This window comes from Pseudomonas sp. LBUM1655 (assembly GCF_059716085.1).
Genome location: NZ_CP166801.1, coordinates 6,082,799 through 6,105,093, shown reverse-complemented (window position 1 = coordinate 6,105,093; position 22,295 = coordinate 6,082,799). Strand labels below are relative to the sequence as shown.

At 59.5% G+C, this 22,295-nt stretch carries 23 protein-coding genes and 1 pseudogene; 5 read left to right on the top strand and 19 right to left on the bottom strand.

Features of this window, described 5'->3' with window-relative positions; genetic code table 11:
• Positions 1–41: 41 nt before the first annotated feature.
• The 5 genes from recG to exbB form a co-directional block, all read right to left on the bottom strand.
• Positions 42–2,117 (bottom strand): ATP-dependent DNA helicase RecG, encoded by a 2,076-nt coding sequence (recG, locus tag ACA074_RS27585; protein ID WP_401269781.1) that lies wholly within the window; start codon positions 2,115–2,117, stop codon positions 42–44.
• A 9-nt stretch (positions 2,118–2,126) separates the two neighbouring features.
• Complete coding sequence (locus ACA074_RS27580; RefSeq protein ID WP_187680335.1) at positions 2,127–3,056, bottom strand: hydrogen peroxide-inducible genes activator; 930 nt, start codon at positions 3,054–3,056, stop codon at positions 2,127–2,129.
• A gap of 277 nt (positions 3,057–3,333) precedes the next feature.
• Positions 3,334–4,080: an energy transducer TonB family protein gene (locus tag ACA074_RS27575; RefSeq protein WP_497658323.1), complete on the bottom strand. Its 747-nt coding sequence runs from the start codon at positions 4,078–4,080 to the stop codon at positions 3,334–3,336.
• On the bottom strand, positions 4,077–4,505 hold the full coding sequence (gene exbD, locus ACA074_RS27570; RefSeq protein WP_095187912.1) for a TonB system transport protein ExbD: 429 nt from the start codon (positions 4,503–4,505) through the stop codon (positions 4,077–4,079). Before exbD ends, ACA074_RS27575 begins: the two co-directional genes overlap by 4 nt.
• A 6-nt stretch (positions 4,506–4,511) precedes the next feature.
• Entirely contained in the window at positions 4,512–5,465 is a 954-nt protein-coding gene (gene exbB / locus ACA074_RS27565) for a tonB-system energizer ExbB (protein ID WP_497615611.1), read from the bottom strand.
• A gap of 188 nt (positions 5,466–5,653) precedes the next feature.
• Between exbB and ACA074_RS27560 the strand changes: the two genes are divergently transcribed.
• Entirely contained in the window at positions 5,654–6,511 is an 858-nt protein-coding gene (locus ACA074_RS27560; RefSeq protein ID WP_497678137.1) for an SDR family oxidoreductase, read from the top strand.
• A 71-nt stretch (positions 6,512–6,582) separates the two neighbouring features.
• On the opposite strand, the gene ACA074_RS27555 is transcribed toward ACA074_RS27560, so the two are convergent.
• The 6 genes from ACA074_RS27555 to ACA074_RS27530 form a co-directional block, all read right to left on the bottom strand.
• Entirely contained in the window at positions 6,583–7,323 is a 741-nt protein-coding gene (locus ACA074_RS27555; RefSeq protein WP_401269773.1) for a putative periplasmic lipoprotein, read from the bottom strand.
• A gap of 69 nt (positions 7,324–7,392) precedes the next feature.
• On the bottom strand, positions 7,393–7,773 hold the full coding sequence (locus tag ACA074_RS27550) for a RidA family protein (RefSeq protein WP_003229509.1): 381 nt from the start codon (positions 7,771–7,773) through the stop codon (positions 7,393–7,395).
• Positions 7,774–7,797: 24 nt separating this feature from the next.
• Positions 7,798–9,903: a bifunctional GTP diphosphokinase/guanosine-3',5'-bis pyrophosphate 3'-pyrophosphohydrolase gene (gene spoT / locus ACA074_RS27545; protein WP_187680340.1), complete on the bottom strand. Its 2,106-nt coding sequence runs from the start codon at positions 9,901–9,903 to the stop codon at positions 7,798–7,800.
• 57 nt (positions 9,904–9,960) lie between these two features.
• Positions 9,961–10,224 (bottom strand): DNA-directed RNA polymerase subunit omega, encoded by a 264-nt coding sequence (gene rpoZ / locus ACA074_RS27540; RefSeq protein ID WP_007894670.1) that lies wholly within the window; start codon positions 10,222–10,224, stop codon positions 9,961–9,963.
• Positions 10,225–10,391: 167 nt separating this feature from the next.
• Positions 10,392–11,012 (bottom strand): guanylate kinase, encoded by a 621-nt coding sequence (gmk, locus tag ACA074_RS27535; RefSeq protein WP_187680341.1) that lies wholly within the window; start codon positions 11,010–11,012, stop codon positions 10,392–10,394.
• Between the two features lie 12 nt (positions 11,013–11,024).
• Positions 11,025–11,888, bottom strand: a complete 864-nt coding sequence (locus tag ACA074_RS27530) for a YicC/YloC family endoribonuclease (RefSeq protein ID WP_187680376.1) — start codon at positions 11,886–11,888, stop codon at positions 11,025–11,027.
• Positions 11,889–12,158: 270 nt separating this feature from the next.
• On the opposite strand from ACA074_RS27530, the gene rph reads away from it, so the two are divergent.
• From rph to gltS, 3 genes are all read left to right on the top strand, one after another.
• Complete coding sequence (rph, locus tag ACA074_RS27525; RefSeq protein ID WP_095187917.1) at positions 12,159–12,881, top strand: ribonuclease PH; 723 nt, start codon at positions 12,159–12,161, stop codon at positions 12,879–12,881.
• Between the two features lie 28 nt (positions 12,882–12,909).
• On the top strand, positions 12,910–13,278 hold the full coding sequence (locus ACA074_RS27520) for a DUF4870 domain-containing protein (RefSeq protein WP_401272182.1): 369 nt from the start codon (positions 12,910–12,912) through the stop codon (positions 13,276–13,278).
• 391 nt (positions 13,279–13,669) lie between these two features.
• Positions 13,670–14,878, top strand: a complete 1,209-nt coding sequence (gltS, locus tag ACA074_RS27515; protein ID WP_497678136.1) for a sodium/glutamate symporter — start codon at positions 13,670–13,672, stop codon at positions 14,876–14,878.
• A gap of 95 nt (positions 14,879–14,973) precedes the next feature.
• Here gltS and crc read toward each other — a convergent pair whose 3' ends face one another.
• Positions 14,974–15,753: a catabolite repression control protein Crc gene (gene crc, locus ACA074_RS27510; RefSeq protein WP_007920349.1), complete on the bottom strand. Its 780-nt coding sequence runs from the start codon at positions 15,751–15,753 to the stop codon at positions 14,974–14,976.
• A gap of 82 nt (positions 15,754–15,835) precedes the next feature.
• Between crc and pyrE the strand changes: the two genes are divergently transcribed.
• Positions 15,836–16,480 (top strand): orotate phosphoribosyltransferase, encoded by a 645-nt coding sequence (pyrE, locus tag ACA074_RS27505; RefSeq protein WP_187680344.1) that lies wholly within the window; start codon positions 15,836–15,838, stop codon positions 16,478–16,480.
• Between the two features lie 75 nt (positions 16,481–16,555).
• Here the strand turns inward: pyrE and ACA074_RS27500 are convergent, their stop codons facing one another.
• The 7 genes and pseudogenes from ACA074_RS27500 to coaBC all read right to left on the bottom strand — a co-directional run bounded on the left by ACA074_RS27500 (position 16,556) and on the right by coaBC (position 22,192).
• Positions 16,556–16,939: a hypothetical protein gene (locus tag ACA074_RS27500; protein ID WP_497658320.1), complete on the bottom strand. Its 384-nt coding sequence runs from the start codon at positions 16,937–16,939 to the stop codon at positions 16,556–16,558.
• Positions 16,926–17,498 (bottom strand): hypothetical protein, encoded by a 573-nt coding sequence (locus tag ACA074_RS27495; RefSeq protein ID WP_187680346.1) that lies wholly within the window; start codon positions 17,496–17,498, stop codon positions 16,926–16,928. Before ACA074_RS27495 ends, ACA074_RS27500 begins: the two co-directional genes overlap by 14 nt.
• A gap of 18 nt (positions 17,499–17,516) precedes the next feature.
• Complete coding sequence (locus ACA074_RS27490; protein WP_187680347.1) at positions 17,517–17,777, bottom strand: hypothetical protein; 261 nt, start codon at positions 17,775–17,777, stop codon at positions 17,517–17,519.
• A gap of 187 nt (positions 17,778–17,964) precedes the next feature.
• A complete protein-coding gene (gene argB / locus ACA074_RS27485) occupies positions 17,965–18,873 on the bottom strand; it encodes an acetylglutamate kinase (RefSeq protein ID WP_187680348.1) in 909 nt (302 codons plus the stop codon).
• A 17-nt stretch (positions 18,874–18,890) separates the two neighbouring features.
• Positions 18,891–20,294, bottom strand: a pseudogene (locus tag ACA074_RS27480) (phosphomannomutase/phosphoglucomutase); the annotation flags it as partial.
• A 228-nt stretch (positions 20,295–20,522) separates the two neighbouring features.
• On the bottom strand, positions 20,523–20,978 hold the full coding sequence (gene dut / locus ACA074_RS27475) for a dUTP diphosphatase (protein ID WP_016985816.1): 456 nt from the start codon (positions 20,976–20,978) through the stop codon (positions 20,523–20,525).
• Positions 20,979–20,983: 5 nt separating this feature from the next.
• On the bottom strand, positions 20,984–22,192 hold the full coding sequence (gene coaBC, locus ACA074_RS27470) for a bifunctional phosphopantothenoylcysteine decarboxylase/phosphopantothenate--cysteine ligase CoaBC (RefSeq protein ID WP_187680377.1): 1,209 nt from the start codon (positions 22,190–22,192) through the stop codon (positions 20,984–20,986).
• Positions 22,193–22,295 lie beyond the last annotated feature (103 nt).

Below are 22,295 nucleotides of genomic sequence, written 5' to 3'. Positions count from 1 at the left end.
CCAGCTTGGTTGGAACGAGGGTTCAGAAACTGCGACGGTGCTCACACTTGGCCGTATTGCTGCCCATGGCGCAGCCAGCGGTCGAGCAATGGGCTGACGTGCGTCGGCCAGCGTTCCAGCAAAGCTTGCGCTGCATCGCGCACGGCGGGCAGAAGGTCGGCGTCGCGCATCAGGTCGGCGACCTTGAATTGCAGCAGGCCGGTCTGGCGGGTGCCGAGCATTTCGCCGGGGCCGCGCAGTTCGAGGTCTTTTTCGGCGATGACGAAACCGTCGTTGGTCTCGCGCATGATGCCCAGGCGCTGGCGACCGATCTGTGACAGTGGCGGATGGTAGAGCAGCACGCAATGGCTGGCGGCGCTGCCTCGACCCACGCGGCCGCGCAACTGGTGCAACTGCGCGAGGCCGAGGCGTTCAGGGTTTTCGATGATCATCAGGCTGGCGTTGGGTACGTCGACACCGACTTCAATCACCGTGGTGGCGACCAGCAGTTGCAAGTTGCCGGCCTTGAACTCGGCCATCACCGCGGCTTTTTCGACGGGTTTCATGCGGCCGTGGATCAGCCCGACTTTCAGCTCGCCGAGGGCGGCGGTGAGGTCTTCGAACGTGGTCTCGGCGGCCTGACAGGTCAGCTCTTCCGACTCTTCAATCAGCGTGCACACCCAATAGGCCTGACGCCCTTCGGCGCAAGCACCGCGCACCCGTTCGATGACTTCGACGCGGCGGGTATCGGTGACCAGCACGGTGTTGACCGGGGTTCGACCGGGCGGCAATTCGTCGAGGATTGAGGTGTCGAGGTCGGCGTAGGCGCTCATCGCCAGCGTCCGCGGAATCGGTGTGGCAGTCATGATCAGTTGATGCGGGCACATGCGCCCGCCGACGCCTTTCTGCCGCAGCGCCAGACGTTGCTGTACGCCGAAGCGGTGCTGTTCGTCGATGATCACCAGCGCGAGATTCTTGAACTGCACTTCGTCCTGGAACAGCGCGTGGGTGCCCACCACCATCGGCGCGCCGCTGGCGATCTGCTCCAGCGCGGCGACGCGATTCTTGCCCTTGAGCTTGCCGGCCAGCCACGCGACTTCAATGCCCAGCGGTTCGAGCCAGCGCTTGAAGGTGATGAAGTGTTGTTCGGCGAGGATCTCGGTCGGCGCCATCAGTGCAACTTGATAGCCGGCCTCCAGCGCTTGCAGCGCAGCGAGGGCGGCGACCACGGTTTTACCCGCGCCAACGTCGCCCTGAATCAGCCGCAGCATCGGTTCGTGTTGGCTCAGGTCGTAGGCGATTTCGTTGCCAACGCGTTGTTGCGCACCGGTCGGGCTGAAGCCGAGGTTGGCCAGATATTTCGGCGGCAGCTTTTTCGCTTTCGGCATGGCCGGCGCGCGTAGCGAACGCATGCTCTCGCGCAGGCGTTGCTGGGACAGTTGATGCGTCAAAAGCTCTTCGAAGGCGAGGCGATGCTGGGCCCAGTGATGACCGAGGGCGAGTTCATCGACGTCGGCATCGGCGGGCGGGTTGTGCAGGTAGCGGATCGCATCGGCCAACGGCGCCAGTTGATAGTCACGAGCCAGCTCGGTCGGCAGCCAGTCGGGCAGGGTGTCAGGCTTGAGCATCGTCAGCGTTTGCATGCATAGCTGGCGAAGTCGCGCCTGGGTCAGGCCTTCGGTGAGCGGGTAGACCGGGGTCAGGGTTTCATCCACCGGTGGCGGCTCGTCGCCAGTGATTGCGCGGTATTCCGGGTGGTAGATTTCCAGTCCTGATGCGCCGGGTCGGGCTTCACCGTAGCAGCGAACTCGCGTGCCGCGCTTGAGGCCTTCTTTCTGTGCGTTGCTGAAATGGTAGAAGCGCAGACTCAGGCCGCCGGTGCCGTCCTGCAAGCGCACGACGAGGCTACGACGACGACCCATGACCACGTCAGCGCCGCTGACGGTGCCTTCGACCACGGCGTCCTGTCCCGGACGCAAGTGGCCGATAGGCACCACGCGGGTGCGATCCTGGTAGCGCAGCGGAAGGTGGAACAGCACGTCCTGGAGATTCTCCAGACCGACCTTGGCCAATTTCTCGGCCATGGCTTCGCCGACACCCTTGAGTGCCGTCACCGACACTTGCGACAGCTCCGTCATGACGCTCGCTTAACCGGCTGTAACCGGTGCCGCTGGCTTGGCCACCGAGCACAGGCGAATGGAGTCGGCAAGGATCTCGATGGCTTTCGGTCGCGGAAAGCTCGCGCGCCAGGCAATCGCCACGGTGCGGAATGGTACCGGCGGCGACAATGGCCGCACTTCGATCACGCCCGGGGCGTAGTGATGGCTGTCGACGGCCGACAGCGGCAGGATCGAGATGCCCAGGCCGGACGCGACCATGTGGCGAATGGTTTCCAGCGAGCTGGATTCGACCGTGGTGTGCTTGGCGCCGTCGTTGCCCTTGGTGAGGGTCGGGCAGGCTTCGAGCACTTGATCACGGAAGCAGTGACCTTCGCCGAGCAGCAGCAGGCTCTTGTCGTTGAGCAGGCCGGCGTCGATGGTTTCTTTTTGCGTCCACGGGTGCTGCGCCGGCATCAGGACGTAGAACGGCTCGTCGTAGAGCGGCAGGGTCAGCACGTCGGCTTCGTTGAACGGCAGGGCGATGATGACCGCGTCGAGCTCGCCGTTGCGCAGTTTGTCGCGCAGCACATGGGTGAAGTTTTCTTCGATATACAACGGCATCTGCGGGGCGACCCGGTGCAGTTGTGGAATCAGGTGCGGGAACAAGTACGGGCCGACGGTGTAGATCGCGCCGACTTTCAGCGGGGCTGTCAGCTGGTTTTTGCCAGCCTGGGCCAGTTCGCGAATGCCTTGTGCCTGCTCAAGTACTTTTTGTGCCTGGGCGACGATGCCTTCGCCGACCGGCGTCACACGCACGGCACTTTTGCTGCGCTCGAAAATCAGCACACCGAGTTCGTCTTCAAGTTTCTTCACGCCCACCGACAGGGTCGGCTGGCTGACGTGGCATTTTTCGGCGGCGTGGCCGAAATGCTGCTCTTGGGCGAGGGTGACGATGTAGCGTAATTCTGTGAGGGTCATAGCAAGCGTCCATGAAGATGCGGGCCAAGCATACCGGCTGCGATCGATAGACGCACGTTATCAGACTGAGGGAGGAGTGCGACACCGGGCAATGTGGGTTTGCCGTTGCTAGATATGCAAAAGGCACCTTTCGGTGCCTTTTGACTGGATCATCCGGCCAGCGGAGAACCATTGTGGGAGCGAGCCTGCTCGCGAAAGCGGTAGGTCAGACAAAAATGTGCTGACTGACATGGCCCCTTCGCGAGCAGGCTCGCTCCCACAGGTATTGCGGTGTTTCTTAGCGGCGGCGTTCGAGCGAGTAAACAAACGGCGCAACAATTTCGATCGAGCCATTGGTCAACATGTCGGCCGGTGGCTTGGGTAGCGGCTGCGCGCGGCGGATCATTTCCAGGGTGGCCCGGTCCAGATCGGCGTTGCCGGAGCGGCCCACCAGTTCGAACGACAGCACGTTGCCTTCGCCATCGACCACGAAACGTAGTCGGTTCAGGCCTTCCTTGCCACGTGCCTGAGCACTTTGCGGATACTTTTTGTACTTGGCCAGATGCGCGAGCAGGGTGCCTTGCCAACTGGCCTTGGCGGCCATTTGTGCCGGCGACGGGCCTGGTGCCGGTGCCGCGGATTTCTCCGTCGGTGCCGGAGTCGGTGGCGTGTCGGCCGGTTTTTCCTCGGAAGGTTTTTCCTTCGGCGGATCGGGCAGCTTTTTCTCGATCGGCTTCGGCGGTTTAGGCTTTGGCTTCGGTTTGGGTTTCTGCACTGCGATTTCGGCTTTCGGCGCTTCGGCCAATTTCGGAATCGGCAGCTCTTCGACCGGCGCAGGTGGCTGCGGTGGCGTGACGACTTTCGGCGGGGCCGGCGGTGGCGGGGCTGGAACCGGTGCCAGCTCGACCATCATTGCCTGAGGCGGCAATTCGATGGGCGGGCGGGTCGTCCAGTTCAGCGCCAGCGCGATGGCCAGCGCGTGAACGCCCAGCACCACGGCCAGGCTACCGCTGTAACGCGTCAGCTTATGGCGCGTCGTGATCATTTCTTGACTGCGCTCTCGAGTCCGACCAGACCGACCTTCAGGTAGCCTGCTGCGCGCAGGTTATCCATGACGCTCATCAGGTCGCCGTAATCCACGCCTTTGTCAGCCTGGAAGAAGATGGTGGTGTCTTTCTTGCCTTTGGTGCGCGCGTCGAGGGTGGCGCCCAGTGCTTCAGGCTTCACTTCGTCTTCGCCGAGGAACAGGCGCTGGTCAGCCTTGACGCTGAGGAACACCGGTTTCTCCGGCCGCGGCGCCGGTTTGGCGGTCGAGGCAGGCAGGTCGACTTTGATGTCCACCGTGGCCAATGGAGCGGCCACCATGAAGATGATCAACAGCACCAGCATCACGTCGATGAACGGCGTGACGTTGATTTCGTGGTTCTCGGCCAGATCGTCGTCTGCGCCTTCTTTCAAATGCAGGCCCATGGCCGATTACCCCACTTTCACCATGTGCGGTTGCGAGCTGCGCTCAGGCTGGTGATCGAGGTCGCGGCTGACCAGCAGCAGGACTTCTGCCGAAGCGTCGGACACCTGCGCCTTGTAACCGGCGATGGAGCGGGCGAACACGTTGTAGATCACAACCGCAGGAATCGCAGCAACCAGACCCAGTGCGGTGGCCAGCAGTGCTTCAGCAATGCCTGGGGCCACGACGGCGAGGTTGGTGGTCTGGGTTTTGGCAATGCCGATGAAGGAGTTCATGATGCCCCACACGGTACCGAACAGGCCGACGAACGGTGCGGTGGAACCGATGGTAGCCAGCACGCCGGTGCCGCTGCTCATGTTGCGACCACAAGCGGCAACCAGACGCTCGAGACGGAAACTGACGCGTTCCTTGATGCCTTCTTTCTCGCGGCTGTTGGCCGACAGGCGCATCTCTTCGAGCGCGTCGTGCACGAGCAGGTTGGCGAGGGTGCCTTCCTTGCCCGCAGTGGAACTGGCTTCTTTAAGGGTGGTGGCTTTCTTCAGCGCGGCGATTTCACCCCGCAGACGACGCTTGGCACCCATCAGCTCAAAGCCTTTGGCGATCCAGATGGTCCAGGTGATGATCGAAGCGATGGCCAGGCCGATCATCACGATTTTCACGATAATGTCGGCGTTCTGGTACATGCCCCATGGCGACAGGTCGTGGGCCATGCCAAGGCTGTTGTCGGCTTCGAGGGCTTGAGGGACTTCGGCCGGTGTGGCATCTAGGGTCTGAACAGGGGCTGTTGCGTCAGGTGCGGCAGCCGCGGGAGCGCTCTGCTCGGTGGCGGCTGGCGTCGCAGGTGCTTGGGCGTCGGCGAAGGCGGCGGTCGGTGCCAGCATCAGGCTGAGCAGCAGAGCTGCCACCGCGCTCCAGGCGCGAGGTCGGTTGGTTGGCGAAGCGGGGATGTGATTACGTGTCATGCTGGCCGGACCTGAGATAGAAAAACGATGATGCTCTTCCAGGCCTCGTGAGGCCGAGAACAAAAGTGGCCTGCATTATTGCAAGTAATTCTTGTTAACAAAAGTAATAGAGTATCTTTTTTTCCTTGATTGCTAGCCGCACGTCTCCTGCCAAGGCTAGTCTGTCCCTTTCCGATGGGAGTTTTTTGATGTCCGCGCCTTCTGTTTTGATTGCCGGTTGTGGTGATGTCGGCAGTCGTCTGGCCAAGCAATTGTTGACCGCCGGGTGGGAAGTTCATGGCCTGCGCCGTGATGTCTCGCGTTTGCCTGAGGGTGTCATCGGTGTTGCCGGCGACCTGTTCAACGAAGACTGTCCGGCGACCTGGCCCGTCGGTGCCGTGGATTACCTGGTGTATTGCGCAGCGGCGACCGATCACGACGAGGCCGGCTATCGCGCGGCTTATGTGCAGGGCTTGCAGAACGTGCTGAGTTGGCTGGACGACTATGGGCAAGTGCCCGAGCGCCTGATCTTCGTGTCTAGCAGCAGTGTCTACGGGCAACTGGACGGCGAGTGGGTGGATGAGACTTCCGAAACCGTCGCCACCGGTTACTCAGGTCGATTGATGCTCGAAGCCGAGCAGGTGGCACTTAACAGCGGTATCCCGGCGAGCGTCCTGCGTCTGACCGGTATCTACGGTCCGGGCCGTGAATGGCTGCTGACTCAGGTACGTCGTGGTTATCGGGTTGCAGTTGATCCGCCGCTGTATGGCAATCGCATACATGCCGATGACGCGGCGGGATTGCTGGCGTTCCTGCTGGATGCTGATCATCGAGGTGTGGCGCTGGAACAGTTCTATATTGGCGTCGATGATGCACCGGCACCGTTGGCCGAAGTGGTGGGCTGGTTGCGTGAGTACCTCGGTGTGACCGAGTGGGCGGAGGATGCCAGTGTGCGGCGTACCGGTAGCAAGCGGTGCAGCAATGCCCGGGCGAAGGCCTTGGGTTGGACGCCGAAATACCCGAGTTACCGCGAAGGTTACGCGGCGATCCTTGAAGGAAAATGCTGACTTAAAGACGCCAAAAACACCTGTGGGAGCAAGCTCGCTCCCACAGTATTATGTGTTGCTCTCAGGTACGTTTACTGCTTCTCAAGCAACCACTTTCGTTCGCCTGGCGTGTACTGCGGCATTTCATCCGCCAACGCCGTGTTCACGGCCTGGAAGATTTCCAGTTCCTTGCCCTTGCGCGCAAAGATATAGGCATTGCCCTGACCGTTGAGTTGCAGCCACATGTTGTCATTGGTGCTGCTCATCGACGCGCAATCGCCCGCCAGGCACAACGCATAGCGATCGGCACCCGGCAAACCGGAGACCTGGCCATCGGCCTGGAACTGCACGGTGCCGCCTTCGCCTTGACCACTGGCAATTGTCCAGCTGCCGCCCATGTAGGCCGAATACAGTGCCCGTTCGAAACTGGCCCCGATCGGTGCGCCTTCCGGCACCGGAATCTGTGCGCGGTCGAAGACCTGTTCCGGTTCGTTTTCGCTGGCGGCTTGCTGCAGTTGCCCGCCGTCGCGTTTCAGCTCGCTGGCGGAGCTGCCATAGAAGTCGACTTTCCAGGCGCCGGACTGTTCGCCCAGCAGCCGTCCTTCGACGTTCTCAAAACCGTTGGTATAGCGGGCCTGACCGGCCTTGGTGTTGACGTCCCACTCCAGGTTCGGGCCGTAGGCCTGAAGCGCTTCGCGCAGGGGGCCGCCCTTGGCTGCAGCATCGATCGCCACCTGGTTGATCCAGGTGCCGCTGATGTCACGGTCGGCAGGGTTGCTGGCGCAGCCGCCGAGGAAAATGGCGAGCAGCGGGAGAGCTAGCGCTTTGCGCATGGTGGAATCCTTTCAAAACCTTTTCTTGCTGAGCAGTCGGCGCGGCGTCTTAAGGCCGCGCCGTGCGCATCACTCGATGACCAGAATGGCATCCATTTCAACCTGCGAACCCTTTGGCAGGGCTGCCACGCCGATGGCGGCGCGCGCCGGGTATGGCTGGTCGAAGTACTTGCCCATGATCTCGTTGACCTTGGCGAAGTGGCTCAGGTCGGTGAGGAAGATGTTCAGTTTGACGATGTCCTTGAACGAACCGCCGGCGGCTTCGGCCACGGCTTTGAGGTTCTCGAACACCTGGACGGTCTGGGCTTCGAAGCCTTCCACCAGTTCCATGGTTTTTGGGTCCAGAGGAATCTGGCCCGACATGTAAACGGTGTTGCCAGCCTTGATTGCCTGGGAGTAGGTGCCGATGGCAGCCGGGGCCTTGTCGCTGGTGATAACAGTCTTGGTCATGTATGACTCCTTGTAATGGTGGGCTCAGGCACGCATGCGGGTGATGCGGATCACTCCGGTCAGGGCGCGCAGTTTCTTGATCACACGGGCCAGGTGCACACGGTCGTGGACGCTGACCACCAACTGGACGACGCTGATGCGACCATCGCGTTCGTCCATGCTGATTTTCTCGATATTGCCGTCGGCTGCGTTGACGCTACTGGCGAGCAGCGCAATCAGGCCGCGCTGATGTTCCAGCTCGACGCGCAGCTCGACGTTGAATTCGCCGGTGACATCCTTGGCCCAGGAGAGCTGGATGCATTTTTCCGGGTTGTGCCGGATTTCGCTGATGTTGCGGCAGTTGTCCAGGTGCACGACCATGCCTTTGCCCGCCGACAGGTGCCCGACAATCGGGTCGCCCGGGATCGGCGTGCAGCATTTGGCGTAGCTGAGTACCAGGCCTTCGGTGCCGCGAATCGCCAGCGGGCCTTCAGGGCTTGGTAGCTGTTCGCCTTCGCCAAGCAGACGACGGGCGACCACGTAAGCCATGCGATTGCCCAGGCCAATGTCTTCCAGCAGGTCTTCGATCAGTTCGAGGCGATATTCGGCGAGCATCGCCGCGACGCGTTCGGCCGGAATTTTTTCCAGCGCGCTGTCGAAGCCGTTGAGCACCTTGTTCAGCAGGCGTTCGCCAAGGCTGATCGACTCGGAGCGGCGTTGCAGTTTCAGCGCATGGCGAATGTGCGTTCGCGCCTTGCCGGTGACCACAAAGTTGAGCCACGCCGGGTTCGGCCGTGCGCCGGGAGCGCTGACGATCTCGACCGTGGAGCCGCTTTGCAGCGGCTCGGACAGCGGTGCGAGACGGCGGTTGATCCGGCAGGCGATGCAACTGTTGCCAACATCGGTGTGCACCGCGTAGGCGAAGTCGACCGCCGTGGAGCCTTTGGGCAGCTCCATGATCCGGCCTTTGGGCGTGAACACGTAGACCTCGTCCGGGAACAGGTCGATCTTCACGCTTTCGATGAATTCCAGCGAGTTGCCAGCACGTTGCTGCATTTCCAGCACGCCCTTGACCCACTGACGGGCGCGGGCATGAGTGCCTTTCGGTTGCTCATCACCACTGGATTTGTACAGCCAATGGGCGGCGATGCCGTTGTTGGCCATCTCTTCCATTTCGCGGGTGCGGATCTGGATCTCGATCGGCACACCGTGCATGCCGAACAGCGTGGTGTGCAGCGACTGATAGCCGTTGGCCTTGGGAATCGCGATGTAATCCTTGAAACGTCCCGGCAACGGTTTGTACAAATTATGTACAGCGCCCAGCACGCGGTAGCAGGTATCGACCTTGTCGACGATGATCCGGAACGCGTAGACGTCCATGATCTCGTTGAAGGCCCGACGCTTGCCGCGCATTTTCTTGTAGATGCCGTAGAGGTGTTTCTGGCGACCGCTGACTTCGCCCTGAATGCCGTCGATGGCGAGGCAATGACCCAGGGATTCTTCGATCTTGTTGACGATTTCCTTGCGGTTGCCCCGGGCGCGTTTGACTGCCTGGTAGATCCGCGCGGAACGCATCGGGTGCATCGCCTTGAAACCGAGGTCTTCGAACTCGATACGAATGGCGTGCATGCCCAGCCGGTTGGCGATGGGCGCGTAGATTTCGAGGGTTTCCTTGGCGATGCGCCGGCGCTTTTCGCCGGACAGCACTTCCAGCGTGCGCATGTTGTGCAGGCGGTCGGCAAGCTTGACCAGGATCACACGAATGTCGCGTGCCATGGCCATGGCCATTTTCTGGAAGTTTTCAGCCTGGGCTTCGGCCTTGGTCTCGAAATTCATCTGGGTCAGTTTGCTGACCCCGTCGACCAGTTCGGCCACGGTTTCACCGAACTGCGCTTGCAGCGCTTCTTTGGCGATACCGGTGTCTTCGATCACGTCATGCAGCATCGCTGCCATCAGGCTCTGATGGTCCATGTGCATGTCGGCAAGAATATTCGCCACCGCAAGAGGATGCGTGACGTACGCCTCGCCGCTGCGGCGGCGTTGACCGTCATGGGCTTGTTCGGCGTAGAAATACGCTCGGCGGACCAGGTTGACCTGGTCATTGCCGAGGTAGGTCGATAAGCGATCGGCGAGGGCGTCTATGCTCGGCATGATGACTCCTGCCGTTCGCTGTGACCCCGCGCCGTGCTACGTCGACCAGGCATAGGCTTAGACGGCCTCGTTGGACTCGTCCTCGAACGCTGCGAACAGCGGTTCGTCTTCGACGATTTCAGCGTTGGCAATGAACTCATAGCTCATCAGGCCTTCCGCGATTTCACGCAGCGCTACAACGGTAGGCTTGTCGTTTTCCCACTGAACCAGAGGCTCTTTGCCGCCGGTGGCCAGTTGACGGGCACGTTTGGTAGAGAGCATGACCAGCTCAAAACGGTTTTCCACGTGGTTCAGGCAGTCTTCAACGGTTACGCGGGCCATGGTATTCCTCGGAGCGAATGCAATATGCGCGCTGCCCGGTTGGGCGAGCGGACTCAACAGTTTAAAAAATCACCAGCGATTAGGGAAGCGCTGATTTTTTAACCAGACTCTTCAACGCGCTGCAAGTGCCAATGTAAAGCGCTTGCAGCGGTTTTGGGAAGTGCTGATTAACCGAGCAATTCGGCCAGTAATTTACCGTGACGCTGTTGCTGACGCTTCTGGATCAGCTGATTGGCGCGAAAAATCGCCTGCAGATCGTCCAGCGCGTGGGCGAAATCGTCGTTGATGATCAGGTAGTCATAGTCGACGTAGTGGCTCATCTCGCTGACGGCTTCGCGCATGCGGCCATCAATGATTTCGTCGCTGTCTTGGCCGCGATTGGTCAGGCGCTGGTGCAGAGCCTGCAAGGACGGCGGCAGGATGAAGATCGAACGTGCCTGCGGCATCAGCTTGCGCACTTGCTCGGCGCCTTGCCAATCGATTTCAAGAATCAGGTCGTGGCCTTCGTCCAGGGTTTGTTGCAGGTGGCTTTGCGAGGTGCCGTAGAGGTTGCCGAAGACTTCGGCGCGCTCGAGGAAATCACCGTGCTCGATCATCTTCACGAACTCGTTGCGCTCGACGAAGTGATAGTTCACGCCGTTCACCTCACCCGGGCGCATGGCGCGGGTGGTGTGGGAGATCGACACACGGATCTCCGGGTTGGCGTCGGTCAAAGCCTTGACCAGACTGCTTTTGCCCGCGCCCGATGGCGCGGAAATGATGTACAGGGTGCCGGTGCTGTGGGTCATGTCGGGGTAGCCTTACTCAATATTCTGCACTTGTTCGCGCATCTGCTCGATCAACACCTTGAGGTTGACGGCGGCTTGGGTGCTGCGCGGGTCAAAGGCCTTGGAGCCCAGTGTGTTGGCTTCGCGGTTGAGTTCCTGCATCAGGAAGTCCAGGCGACGTCCGGCCGCACCACCGGACTTGAGCACCCGGCGAACTTCAATGATGTGGGTGCTCAGGCGATCCAGTTCTTCGGCCACATCGCTTTTTTGCGCGAGCATGACCATTTCCTGTTCAAGGCGCTGCGGATCCAGCTCGGCCTTCATGTCGGCGAAGCGGTCGAGAACCTTCTGGCGCTGTGTGGCGAGCATCTGCGGAACCAGTTCACGCAGGGTCACAACGTCTTCTTCGATGGAAGTCAGGCGATCGTTGATCAGTCGCGCCAGTTCTGCGCCTTCACGCTCGCGACCGGCCTTGAGTTCTTTCAGCCCTTGATTGAACAGAGCCAAGGCTTCGGCATTCAAGGCTTGCGGGTCACTTGCGTCAGCGACCAGAACCCCGGGCCAAGCCAGCACTTCGAGAGGGTTGAGCGCGGCAGGGTTCTTGATCAGGCCGGCAACGGTCTCTGCGGCGGCGACCAATTGTGCGGCGCGCTCACGATCGACTTGCAGCGGCTTGCCGGTGCTTTCTTCGGTGAACCGCAGGGTGCATTCCAGTTTGCCCCGCGACAGGCCCTGACGCAGCGCTTCACGTACGGCGCCCTCGAGCTCGCGAAAAGACTCTGGCAGGCGCAGATGCGGCTCCAGATAGCGGCTGTTGACCGAGCGCAGTTCCCAGCTCAGGGTGCCTTGGGCGCCGGCTTTTTCGACGCGGGCGAAGGCGGTCATGCTGTGCACCATGGCGGTGACCTCGCAATGCAGATCGGCGCAGAACATGTGTCCCGCAGGCGCGATATGAATGAATTTAAGCCGACTGGCAGCAAAGGCGCAGGATTGTAGCGCAGTGCGGCGAAGGCGCCCAAACACACGGTGTGACAAAGGGCTGCAGCCCGTCGGTAATGCGTGTTTCAGGGCTTTCGGTCGTCGGCCTGTTTTTTTAACGAGTGCCCAGTGGCGGTGCAGCGCTCTATAATGCTCCGCAGTTTTCCGTCCCCAGTACAGGTATCTCCTATGAAACGTCCAAGTGGTCGCGCTGCCGATCAGCTCCGCTCGATCCGCATTACCCGCAACTACACCAAGCACGCCGAAGGATCGGTACTGGTCGAATTCGGTGATACCAAAGTCATCTGCACCGTCAGCGTCGAAAACGGCGTGCCGCGCTTCCTCAAGGGTCAGGGCCAAGGCTGGTTGACCGCTGAATACGGCATGCTGCCGCGCGCCACCGGCGAGCGTAACCAGCGTGAAGCGAGCCGTGGCAAGCAGGGCGGTCGCACCCTGGAAATCCAGCGCCTGATCGGCCGCTCTCTGCGTGCTGCTCTGGACATGTCCAAGCTGGGGGACGTGACCCTTTACGTCGATTGCGATGTAATCCAGGCCGACGGTGGCACCCGCACGGCGTCCATCACTGGCGCCATGGTTGCCTTGGTCGATGCGCTGAAAGTGATCAAGAAGCGTGGCGGCCTGAAAGGCGGCGACCCGCTCAAGCAAATGATCGGCGCCGTATCGGTTGGCATGTATCAGGGCGAGCCAGTACTGGATCTGGACTATCTTGAAGATTCCGCCGCCGAGACTGATCTCAACGTGGTGATGACCAGCTCCGGTGGCTTCATCGAAGTGCAGGGTACTGCTGAAGGCGCGCCGTTCCAGCCTGAAGACCTGAACGCCATGCTGGAACTGGCCAAGAAAGGCATGAACGAAATCTTCGAACTGCAGAAGGCTGCACTGGCCGACTGAGCAGGTTCAAACCCGCAAGGAGGACGCGATGAGTGACGAGCAAGAGCTGCTACCCAAACCGAGCCAACAGGTTCGCCAATGGGCGATGTTTTGTCACTTGTCCGCCTTGTTGGGGATCTGGATTCCGTTTGGCAACCTGATAGGGCCGCTGATTCTGTGGCAGATGAAGCGTGAGACGGATCCGTTCATCGATGCGCAGGGTAAAGAAGCGCTGAATTTTCAGATCACCGTGGCGATTGCCTCGGCCATCTGCCTTTTGCTGATGTTGCTGATTATCGGCTTCTTCCTGTTGGGCCTGCTGGCCATCGGTGCGCTGGTCTTGACGATCATCGCGGGGGTGAAAGCCAATGAGGGATTCCCTTATCGATATCCGTTCACCTGGCGACTGATCAAATAACGATCAATACGAAGCCTCCGTGACCCGTAAAGTTTTAATACAAATGCCCTGACTTGTCAGGGCATTTGTGTTCTTGCAACCCTACTAATTACTCTTTCGTGTAGGACTGGTTCTACGCGCGACAATCGGTAGGCGATATTTTTATATATATTCAGCTCTTACACTTCTAGTCACAACTGCAATGCTTTAGAGCGATCTGAGTCCTTGGCAATAAGACTTGGCGATTGTTAAGGTTACTCCGCGCAACGTTGCTTCAGAAACATCTCGATATATTCAAGCCATCGAAGGTCTTTGAATTCCAAATCAATCAGTGTTGAGACAATCAGCCGATTCAATAGGCGTGCGCGGGTAAAAAGTACGCCTGGTGAATATATAGCCAAGAATAATCCCAATGATTCAGCTCGATTTTTATGGAACGCTCGTGGCCGCCTCTCTGGTGCTTTTACTGGGTCGCGGGCTTGTTGCACGAGTCGGTTTTCTACGTAATTACAATATTCCTGAACCCGTCGCCGGTGGCTTGGTGGTTGCGCTGGGTTTATTGATGTTGCGAACGTTTGATATAGAAATCAGATTCGATACGTCACTACAAACACCTTTGATGTTGGCATTCTTCGCCACAATCGGTTTGAGCGCAGACTTTGCCAGCCTGAAGAAGGGTGGTCGCGTAGTCGGCATCTTTCTACTGGCGGTTACCGGGCTTCTGGTCGTTCAGAACGCCATGGGCATCGGTCTTGCGACAATGCTGGGACTGGATCCGTTGATGGGGCTGCTGACGGGCTCGATTACCTTGTCGGGTGGCCACGGTACGGGTGCTGCGTGGGTAGCTGTGTTCAGCGAGAAGTACGGTCTGGCATCGGCCTCCGAGCTTGCGATTGCCTCGGCGACATTCGGCCTGGTCCTGGGTGGCTTGATTGGTGGGCCGGTGGCCCGGCTGCTTATCAAGCGCGTGCAAGTGCCGGGTTGCCAGCCTCAAGAAACGCCACGCTTGCCAAAGGGTTTCGAGCAGCCGAACAAAGAGCGCTCGATTACCCCCTTTTCGTTTATCGAGACACTGGCGCTGATCGCCGTCAGTCTATTGGCCGGCAATGTTCTCAATGGCCTGTTGCAAGGAACCGCTTTCGAATTGCCGACGTTTGTCTGCGTTTTGTTCGTGGGTGTGGTGCTACGTAATGGGCTGTCGGCGCTGGGCCTGTATCAGGTGTTCGAGCGTGAAGTCTCGGTACTGGGCAATGTCAGCTTGTCGCTGTTTCTGGCGATTGCCTTGATGTCTCTGAAATTGTGGGATCTGGCCGCTCTGGCATTGCCGATCTTCATTATTCTGGCTACGCAGGCCTTGGTCATGGCGCTGTTTGCGATTTTCGTGACGTTCCGAATGATGGGCAGCAACTACGATGCGGCGGTATTGGCGGCAGGGCACTGCGGTTTTGGGCTGGGTGCGACGCCTACGGCCATTGCCAACATGCAGGCAGTGACGCAACGCTTCGGGCCTTCGCAGATTGCGTTTCTCGTGGTGCCGATGGTGGGGGCGTTCTTCATCGACATCATTAATGTCATCGTGATCAAGCTGTACCTGGCCCTGCCGTTTTTCGCCGCTGTTTGAGCATTAAGCGTCAAGCCGCTTTCACCGTGGTCTGACGCATAAAAAATGCCCGTATCTTTCGATACGGGCATTTTTTTGTGTCTGCGAATCGACGCTTAGATGGTCAGCGTCCAGTCGTAGTCGACGATCAGCGGTGCGTGCTGCGAGAACCGTGGCTGACGTGGCAGGCGTGCGCTGCGCACGAAGCGCCGCAGGCCCGGCGTCAGGATCTGGTAGTCAAAGCGCCAGCCCAGATTGAGCATCTCGGCCTGCTCGTTGTCCGGCCACCAGCTGTACTGGTCGCCTTCGCGGCTGACTTCGCGCAGGGCATCGACGTAGCCCATGTTGCCGACAATCTCGTCCATCCAGGCGCGCTCTGGCGCCAGGAAGCCCGGGGATTGCTGGCTGTCGCGCCAGTTTTTGATGTCGAGCTTCTGCTGCGCCACGTACAGCGAGCCACAATAAATGTACTCGCGACGTTTGCGTCGCTGTTTGTCCAGGTACTTGCCGAAGTCGTCCATGAGCTTGAACTTCTGGTTCAAGTCCTCATCGCCGTTCATCCCAGAAGGAAGCAGCAAGGTGGCAATACTGACTTTGTCGAAATCTGCTTGCAGGTAGCGCCCGTAGCGGTCGGCCGTCTCGAAACCGAGACCGCTGATGACAGCCTTCGGTTGCAACCGCGAATACAAAGCCACGCCACCTTGGGCAGGGACTTCAGCATCGCAGGCATAAAGGAAGTAGCCATCCAGTTGGAAGGCTGGGTCATCCAGTTCAAAGGCGGAGGCACGGGTGTCCTGCAGGCAGATGACGTCGGCATTCTGTGCTTGCAGCCAACTGAGCAAACCACGCTCGACTGCAGCCTGAATACCATTGACGTTCACACTGATGATCCGCATAAATGGCCCCAAAAATCGCGTGCGTGTATGATACACGGCGTCAAGCTAATTAGCTAAATCCGTGGTATTTGGGGTTTTTTTCATGCAAGCGTATCAGCGCGATTTCATTCGTTTTGCCATCGATCGCGGCGTTTTGCGCTTCGGTGAGTTCACCCTGAAGTCCGGGCGTACCAGTCCTTACTTCTTCAATGCCGGCCTGTTCAACTCGGGTTCTGCCCTGGCGCAACTGGGTCGTTTCTACGCGGCGGCCATTGTCGAAAGCGGCATTGCCTTCGACGTGCTCTTTGGCCCAGCCTACAAAGGCATCCCGCTGGCGGCGACCACTGCCGTTGCGCTGGCCGAGCATCACGACCGTGACCTGCCATGGTGCTTCAACCGCAAAGAAGCCAAGGCCCACGGCGAAGGCGGCAGCCTGGTCGGCGCACCGCTGACCGGTGAAGTGCTGATCATCGACGACGTGATCACCGCCGGCACCGCGATCCGCGAAGTGATGCAGATCATCGCTTCCCAAGACGGCGCCAAGGCAGCCGGCGTGCTGATCGCCCTGAACCGTCAGGAGCGTGGCAACGGTGAGTTGTCGGCCATTCAGGAAGTGGAGCGTGATTTCGGTATTCCGGTGATCAGCATCGTTTCGCTGAATCAGGTGCTGGAGTTTCTCGCTGATGATCCGCAGCTCAAGCAGCATTTGCCGGCCGTCGAAGCGTACCGCGCCCAGTTCGGCGTTTAACGCAATGCCCGTGTAGGGATCGCAGGTTAAAAAAAGACCCCATTCAGTTAGGCTGAGCGGGGTTTTTTTTTGCGTTCAACGCAGGTTTCGCCATTTTTTGAGCAATTTCAGCGTCAATCCTGCATTAATCAGCGCAAATGCCAGTAGCGCCGTGACCACCATCACATACAGCGTGCGATCAACATCAAAATCCCACAGATCCAGCGTGCTGCTACTAATAATGCGCACGGCGGCTGGTAGGTTGACGTAAAACAGCGCTGTAAAGGCGCCTGTCAGCGGCAACGCACAGCTCAAGAGAATCCCCACGACCTTTCCCCTGCTGCGTTTTCTCGCCTGAAGGCCTTGTTGATGTTCATCCAGAGCCAAGGCTTCATTGAGCTTGGGCCAAGCGAGATTGAATAGGAAAGTTGTCAGGGTCAGCAGTAAGCCGCTGACCGCGACGATGTCACTGAACGGCATTGAGCCCCAGCGTTGCGCACAGCAACTCGTGGGAATCCTCGCTGATCTCAAACTGTCCGGCGCTGCCTTTGCGTTTGGTGATGGGCTTGAATGTCGGCTCGTTTTGCGTGATCAGCATGTTCAGTTCATCGCGGATCACATCTGAACTGATGACCACCAGATAGACATCTTTTGCGTGTTCCGCAGACTCGACGACCGCGCGCATGCTGTGCTTCAGGATGTCGTCGAGCTGATTGCGAAAGCGCGAGACAGTGTTTTTCAGCAGGGTTTTGCTCTGGCTCTGGGTCAACTGAAAAATCGTCGATATCTGCGATTCGGTCGGCAAGGTCTGCCCGAAGTAGCTTTGAATCAGATAGAGCAGGCGATCCTGTTTGGCCTCGTCAGCCCGGCTGGGCATGCCGCCCTCGACCAGCATTTTCAGGTATTCGGTCAGGCTGGCCTTGGCAATGCGCTGGAGAGCGTGGGCGATTTCCGCGTCGCCGATGCGCAGGGTCTTTTTGACCGGTTCCTTTTGCTCCTGCTCGAAAGCGTCGGCGTCGATGGTGAACGATATCTGCATGGCTCAGGCGCTCCGAGGTTATTTTTTGTGCGAGGGCGTAATGACCTCGGCGCTCTTGATACCGGAAGGTTTATCGGTTTTCTGTGGATAGGGATCATTAGGCGCGTCACCTTGTCCGGTCAGGATCTTCCAGCCGTTCAGAACATGCGCGGTCTTGCGAAATTGCGGGCAGGGTGGCATCGAGGTTTTGGCCTGATTGGAATACTGGTGGCCGCAATCCACGCACTCGTAGGTGCCGGGGGAAACATCACTGCCGTAAGCAACGTGGTCTTTTTGCATGGGTAAATCTCCGGTGGATGAGGGGAAGATCCTAGGGAGATTTGTTCTTTAGAGATGTCGGACGTTTCGCTGGTTCTTGTCGGACACTTCTTGCGCGCATAAAAAAATCGCAGGCTTCGTCAGTTCCTACAGCACTTTCGTACTGTGTTGAAGGGGCTGACGCAGTCTGCGATCTGTTGTGTTTCAGCTATGAGTGGCGCTTGCGATTGCTGATCAGCGTGCCCACACCGGTGTCGGTAAAGATTTCCAGCAGGATCGCGTTCGGCACGCGGCCGTCGATGATCAGCGAGCTACCTACGCCGCCCTGAACCGCTTCCAGTGCGCAGCGGATCTTCGGCAACATACCGCCGTAGATCGTGCCGTCGGCGATCAGGTCGTCGACCTGTTGGGTGCTCAGACCAGTCAACACCGTGCCCGATTTGTCCATCAGGCCAGCGATGTTGGTCAGCAGCATCAGCTTTTCGGCTTTCAGCGCTTCAGCGACTTTACCGGCCACCAGATCCGCGTTGATGTTGTACGACTCGCCATTTTCACCCACGCCGATCGGCGCGATCACCGGGATGAAATTGCCTTTGACCAGCAGGTTCAGCAGCTCGGTGTTGATCCCGACCACTTCGCCTACCTGACCGATGTCGATGATTTCCGGTTGAGTCATCTCCGGGGTCTGGCGGGTGACGGTGAGCTTCTTCGCACGAATCAGCCCGGCGTCTTTACCGGTCAGGCCGATGGCGCTGCCGCCGTGACGGTTGATCAGGTTGACGATGCTTTTGTTGACCTGACCGCCGAGAACCATTTCAACCACGTCCATGGTCGCGGCGTCAGTGACGCGCATGCCGTCGACGAAGTGGCTTTCGATCGACAGGCGCTTGAGCAGATCACCGATCTGCGGGCCACCACCATGAACCACGACCGGGTTGATGCCTACGGCTTTCATCAACACGATGTCGCGGGCGAAGCCGGTTTTCAGCTCCTCGCTTTCCATCGCGTTGCCGCCGTATTTGATCACCAGGGTCTTGCCGACATAACGTCGGATGTAAGGCAACGCTTCGGACAGGACCTGGGCGGTATGGGCGGCGGCTTCGCGTTCGAGGGTCATTCAGGGCTCCGGGTGGATCAGAACGGTAGTTGGAGATCAGGTGCAACGCGTTTCAATTGGGCGTGGAACACATCCTTGATGCGCTGCAATTCAGCCTCGTCATCGGCCTCGAAGCGCAGCACCAGCACCGGAGTGGTGTTGGACGCGCGCACCAGGCCCCAGCCTTTGGCGTAATCGACTCGCACGCCGTCGATGGTGGTCAGGTCAGCGCCTGCGCCCCACTGTGCGTCGTGCAGTGCATCAATGATGCTGAATTTGCTCTCTTCGGTCACATGGATATTGATTTCCGGCGTAGAAATATCGTTCGGGAAGGTCGCAAACAACTCTTCTGCCGTGGATTTTTCCTTGCTGAGGATCTCCAGCAGCCGGGCGGCGCTGTAGATGCCGTCGTCGAAACCGAACCAGCGTTCCTTGAAGAAGATGTGCCCGCTCATTTCACCGGCCAACAGCGCGCCGGATTGTTTCATCTTCTTTTTGATCAACGAATGACCAGTCTTCCACATTAGCGGCCGGCCACCGTATTCCTTGATCAGCGGTACCAGGCGACGGGTGCATTTGACGTCGAAGATGATTTCCGCGTCCGGGTTGCGCGCCACCACGTCGCGGGCGAACAGCATCAGCAGGCGATCTGGATAGACGATGCTGCCGGTGTTGGTCACTACGCCGACGCGGTCACCGTCGCCGTCAAAAGCCAGGCCGAGGTCGGCGTTGGTTTCCTTGACCTTGGCGATCAGGTCGACGAGGTTTTCCGGTTTTCCCGGATCCGGGTGGTGATTCGGGAAATTGCCGTCAACTTCGCAGAACAGCGGGATGACTTCGCAGTTCAGCGCTTCGATCAGTTGCGGAGCAATCACGCCGGCTGCGCCGTTGCCGCAGTCGACCACGACTTTCAGGCGGCGGGCCAGTTTGATGTCCTGGACGATTTCTGTGTTATAGCGATCGAGAATTTCGACTTGAGTCACGCTGCCTTGGCCGCTGCTCAGATTGTTGGTCTTGATGCGCTCGTGCAGAACCTGGATCTGTTCGTTGGCGAGGGTGTCGCCGGCGATCACGATCTTGAAGCCGTTGTAGTTCGACGGGTTGTGGCTGCCGGTGAGCATCACGCCGGACTTGCCGGCCAGTACGTTGGCGGCGTAGTACAACGCAGGCGTTGGCACCAGACCGACATCGCTGACGTGGCAACCGCTCTCGGCAATACCGCGGATCAGTTCTGCGACCAGCTCCGGGCCGGACAAACGGCCGTCGCGGCCGACGGAAACGTTAGGCTCGCCTTGGGCCAGGCTCTGCGAGCCGATGGCGCGGCCGATCCAGTAAGCGGTTTCGGCATTGAGGAATTCCGGCACGGTGCCGCGAATGTCATAGGCGCGAAAGATGCTGTCGGGCAGCTTCGGGGCAATCTTGGCTGGGGTGCTCATCTGCGGAAATGCTCCATCTCGAAAGTGGTGGGTCACACCGACGATTCACTCGACGGCAGGCTCAAACTGAAGGGTATGACGGCGTTTTCCACAGAGAGTTCGTGGTATGAAAGGGCCATGACGCCTCGGCTGGCGTGGCTTTGGCCCGGCAAAACCTTGATTTGCGGCGGTAAATCTTTCAGATGAATCCGCACAAATTTCCCCTGTAGAAGCTGCTCCTACAGGGGTACCGGCTTATTTGGTGCCGGTATGCCCGAAACCGCCCGTGCCGCGTTCGGTTTCGACAAATTCTTCAACCATTTCGAAGTGCGCCTGTACCACTGGCACCAGCACCAGTTGCGCCAAGCGCTCGCCGACGGTCATGGTGAAGTCGGTCTGGCCGCGGTTCCAGCAGGACACCATCAGCGGGCCTTGATAATCGGAGTCGATCAGGCCAACGAGGTTGCCCAGCACGATGCCGTGTTTGTGGCCCATGCCTGAGCGCGGCAGGATCAGCGCTGCGAGGTTCGGGTCGCCGATGTAAACCGACAGACCGGTAGGGATCAGCACGGTTTCACCCGGTTTGATCACGATGTCCTGTTCCAGCATGGCGCGCAGGTCGAGGCCGGCGGAGCCTGGGGTGGCGTATTGCGGCAGCGGGAATTCGGTACCGATGCGTGGGTCGAGGATCTTGGCTTGCAAAGCGTGCATGTAAATTAAACCTGGTTCAGACGTTCGGCGATAAAAGTGACCAGTTGGCGAGCGATCTTGCTCTTGCTGGTCTGGGCGAAAACCGTGGCGTGCAGCTCACGGTCAATCACGCTGCAGGCGTTTTCTTCGCTGTTGAAACCGATGCTCGGGTTGGCGACGTCGTTGGCGACGATCAAATCGAGATTCTTGTCCTTCAGCTTGCGAGCAGCGTAGTCGAGCAGGTGTTCGGTCTCGGCGGCGAAGCCGACACTGAACGGACGGTCGGGACGGGTCGCGATGGTGGCCAGGATGTCCGGGTTACGCACCATTTGCAGGACGAAACCGTCGCCGCTCGTAGGATCTTTCTTGAGTTTTTGCGGGGCGATGACTTCCGGGCGGTAATCCGCGACCGCTGCCGAGGATATGAACACGTCGCAAGGGATTGCGGCTTCGCACGCCGCGAGCATGTCGCGGGCGCTGACCACGTCGATGCGCGTGACGCGATCCGGGGTCGGCAGGTGCACCGGGCCGCTGATCAGGGTCACGCGGGCACCGGCCTCAACCGCTGCTTCGGCCAGGGCAAAGCCCATTTTTCCGGAGCTATGGTTGGTGATGTAGCGCACTGGGTCGATGTTCTCTTGGGTCGGGCCGGCGGTGATCACCACATGCTTGCCGGTCAATGCCTGACGCTGGAAGCAGTCCGCCGCGCACTGGGCCAGATCGGTGGCTTCCATCATCCGGCCCATACCGACGTCGCCGCAGGCCTGGCTGCCCGAGGCCGGGCCGAAGGTTTTCAGACCACGGCTTTCGAGGAGTTGCAGGTTGGCCTGGGTCGCCGGGTCGCGCCACATTGCCTGGTTCATCGCCGGAGCGACTGCCACTACGGCGTCGGTGGCCAGCACCAGCGTGGTCAGCAAATCGTTGGCGATACCTTGCGCCAGACGGGCGAGCAGGTCGGCGGTGGCCGGTGCGATCAGCACCAGATCGGCCCATTTTGCCAGCTCGATGTGGCCCATCGCCGCTTCGGCGGCCGGGTCGAGCAAATCCAGGTGAACCGGGTGGCCTGACAGGGCCTGCATGGTCAGCGGGGTAATGAACTCGGCGCCGCCGTGGGTCATGACCACGCGCACTTCGGCACCCTGGTCGATCAGGCGACGAACCAGATCAGCGCTCTTGTAGGCCGCGATGCCGCCGCCGACGCCCAGAACGATGCGTTTCCGATACAGCCGCTGCATAGGTCTGCCTTTCAATTCGTTGATGACTGCGGTGCGATGCCCCCTCCCCAGGGATAAATCGACCGCAAAAAAGATGGGCTACGATATCACAGCGACCGCTACG

Excerpts from the sequence above, each read along its gene's own strand:
- recG (WP_401269781.1), bottom strand. The coding sequence starts at position 2,117 with ATGACGGAGCTGTCGCAAGTGTCGGTGACGGCACTCAAGGGTGTCGGC.
- ACA074_RS27580 (WP_187680335.1), bottom strand. The coding sequence starts at position 3,056 with ATGACCCTCACAGAATTACGCTACATCGTCACCCTCGCCCAAGAGCAG.
- ACA074_RS27575 (WP_497658323.1), bottom strand. The coding sequence starts at position 4,080 with ATGATCACGACGCGCCATAAGCTGACGCGTTACAGCGGTAGCCTGGCC.
- exbD (WP_095187912.1), bottom strand. The coding sequence starts at position 4,505 with ATGGGCCTGCATTTGAAAGAAGGCGCAGACGACGATCTGGCCGAGAAC.
- exbB (WP_497615611.1), bottom strand. The coding sequence starts at position 5,465 with ATGACACGTAATCACATCCCCGCTTCGCCAACCAACCGACCTCGCGCC.
- ACA074_RS27560 (WP_497678137.1), top strand. The coding sequence starts at position 5,654 with ATGTCCGCGCCTTCTGTTTTGATTGCCGGTTGTGGTGATGTCGGCAGT.
- ACA074_RS27555 (WP_401269773.1), bottom strand. The coding sequence starts at position 7,323 with ATGCGCAAAGCGCTAGCTCTCCCGCTGCTCGCCATTTTCCTCGGCGGC.
- ACA074_RS27550 (WP_003229509.1), bottom strand. The coding sequence starts at position 7,773 with ATGACCAAGACTGTTATCACCAGCGACAAGGCCCCGGCTGCCATCGGC.
- spoT (WP_187680340.1), bottom strand. The coding sequence starts at position 9,903 with ATGCCGAGCATAGACGCCCTCGCCGATCGCTTATCGACCTACCTCGGC.
- rpoZ (WP_007894670.1), bottom strand. The coding sequence starts at position 10,224 with ATGGCCCGCGTAACCGTTGAAGACTGCCTGAACCACGTGGAAAACCGT.
- gmk (WP_187680341.1), bottom strand. The coding sequence starts at position 11,012 with ATGACCCACAGCACCGGCACCCTGTACATCATTTCCGCGCCATCGGGC.
- ACA074_RS27530 (WP_187680376.1), bottom strand. The coding sequence starts at position 11,888 with ATGGTGCACAGCATGACCGCCTTCGCCCGCGTCGAAAAAGCCGGCGCC.
- rph (WP_095187917.1), top strand. The coding sequence starts at position 12,159 with ATGAAACGTCCAAGTGGTCGCGCTGCCGATCAGCTCCGCTCGATCCGC.
- ACA074_RS27520 (WP_401272182.1), top strand. The coding sequence starts at position 12,910 with ATGAGTGACGAGCAAGAGCTGCTACCCAAACCGAGCCAACAGGTTCGC.
- gltS (WP_497678136.1), top strand. The coding sequence starts at position 13,670 with ATGATTCAGCTCGATTTTTATGGAACGCTCGTGGCCGCCTCTCTGGTG.
- crc (WP_007920349.1), bottom strand. The coding sequence starts at position 15,753 with ATGCGGATCATCAGTGTGAACGTCAATGGTATTCAGGCTGCAGTCGAG.
- pyrE (WP_187680344.1), top strand. The coding sequence starts at position 15,836 with ATGCAAGCGTATCAGCGCGATTTCATTCGTTTTGCCATCGATCGCGGC.
- ACA074_RS27500 (WP_497658320.1), bottom strand. The coding sequence starts at position 16,939 with ATGCCGTTCAGTGACATCGTCGCGGTCAGCGGCTTACTGCTGACCCTG.
- ACA074_RS27495 (WP_187680346.1), bottom strand. The coding sequence starts at position 17,498 with ATGCAGATATCGTTCACCATCGACGCCGACGCTTTCGAGCAGGAGCAA.
- ACA074_RS27490 (WP_187680347.1), bottom strand. The coding sequence starts at position 17,777 with ATGCAAAAAGACCACGTTGCTTACGGCAGTGATGTTTCCCCCGGCACC.
- argB (WP_187680348.1), bottom strand. The coding sequence starts at position 18,873 with ATGACCCTCGAACGCGAAGCCGCCGCCCATACCGCCCAGGTCCTGTCC.
- dut (WP_016985816.1), bottom strand. The coding sequence starts at position 20,978 with ATGCACGCTTTGCAAGCCAAGATCCTCGACCCACGCATCGGTACCGAA.
- coaBC (WP_187680377.1), bottom strand. The coding sequence starts at position 22,192 with ATGCAGCGGCTGTATCGGAAACGCATCGTTCTGGGCGTCGGCGGCGGC.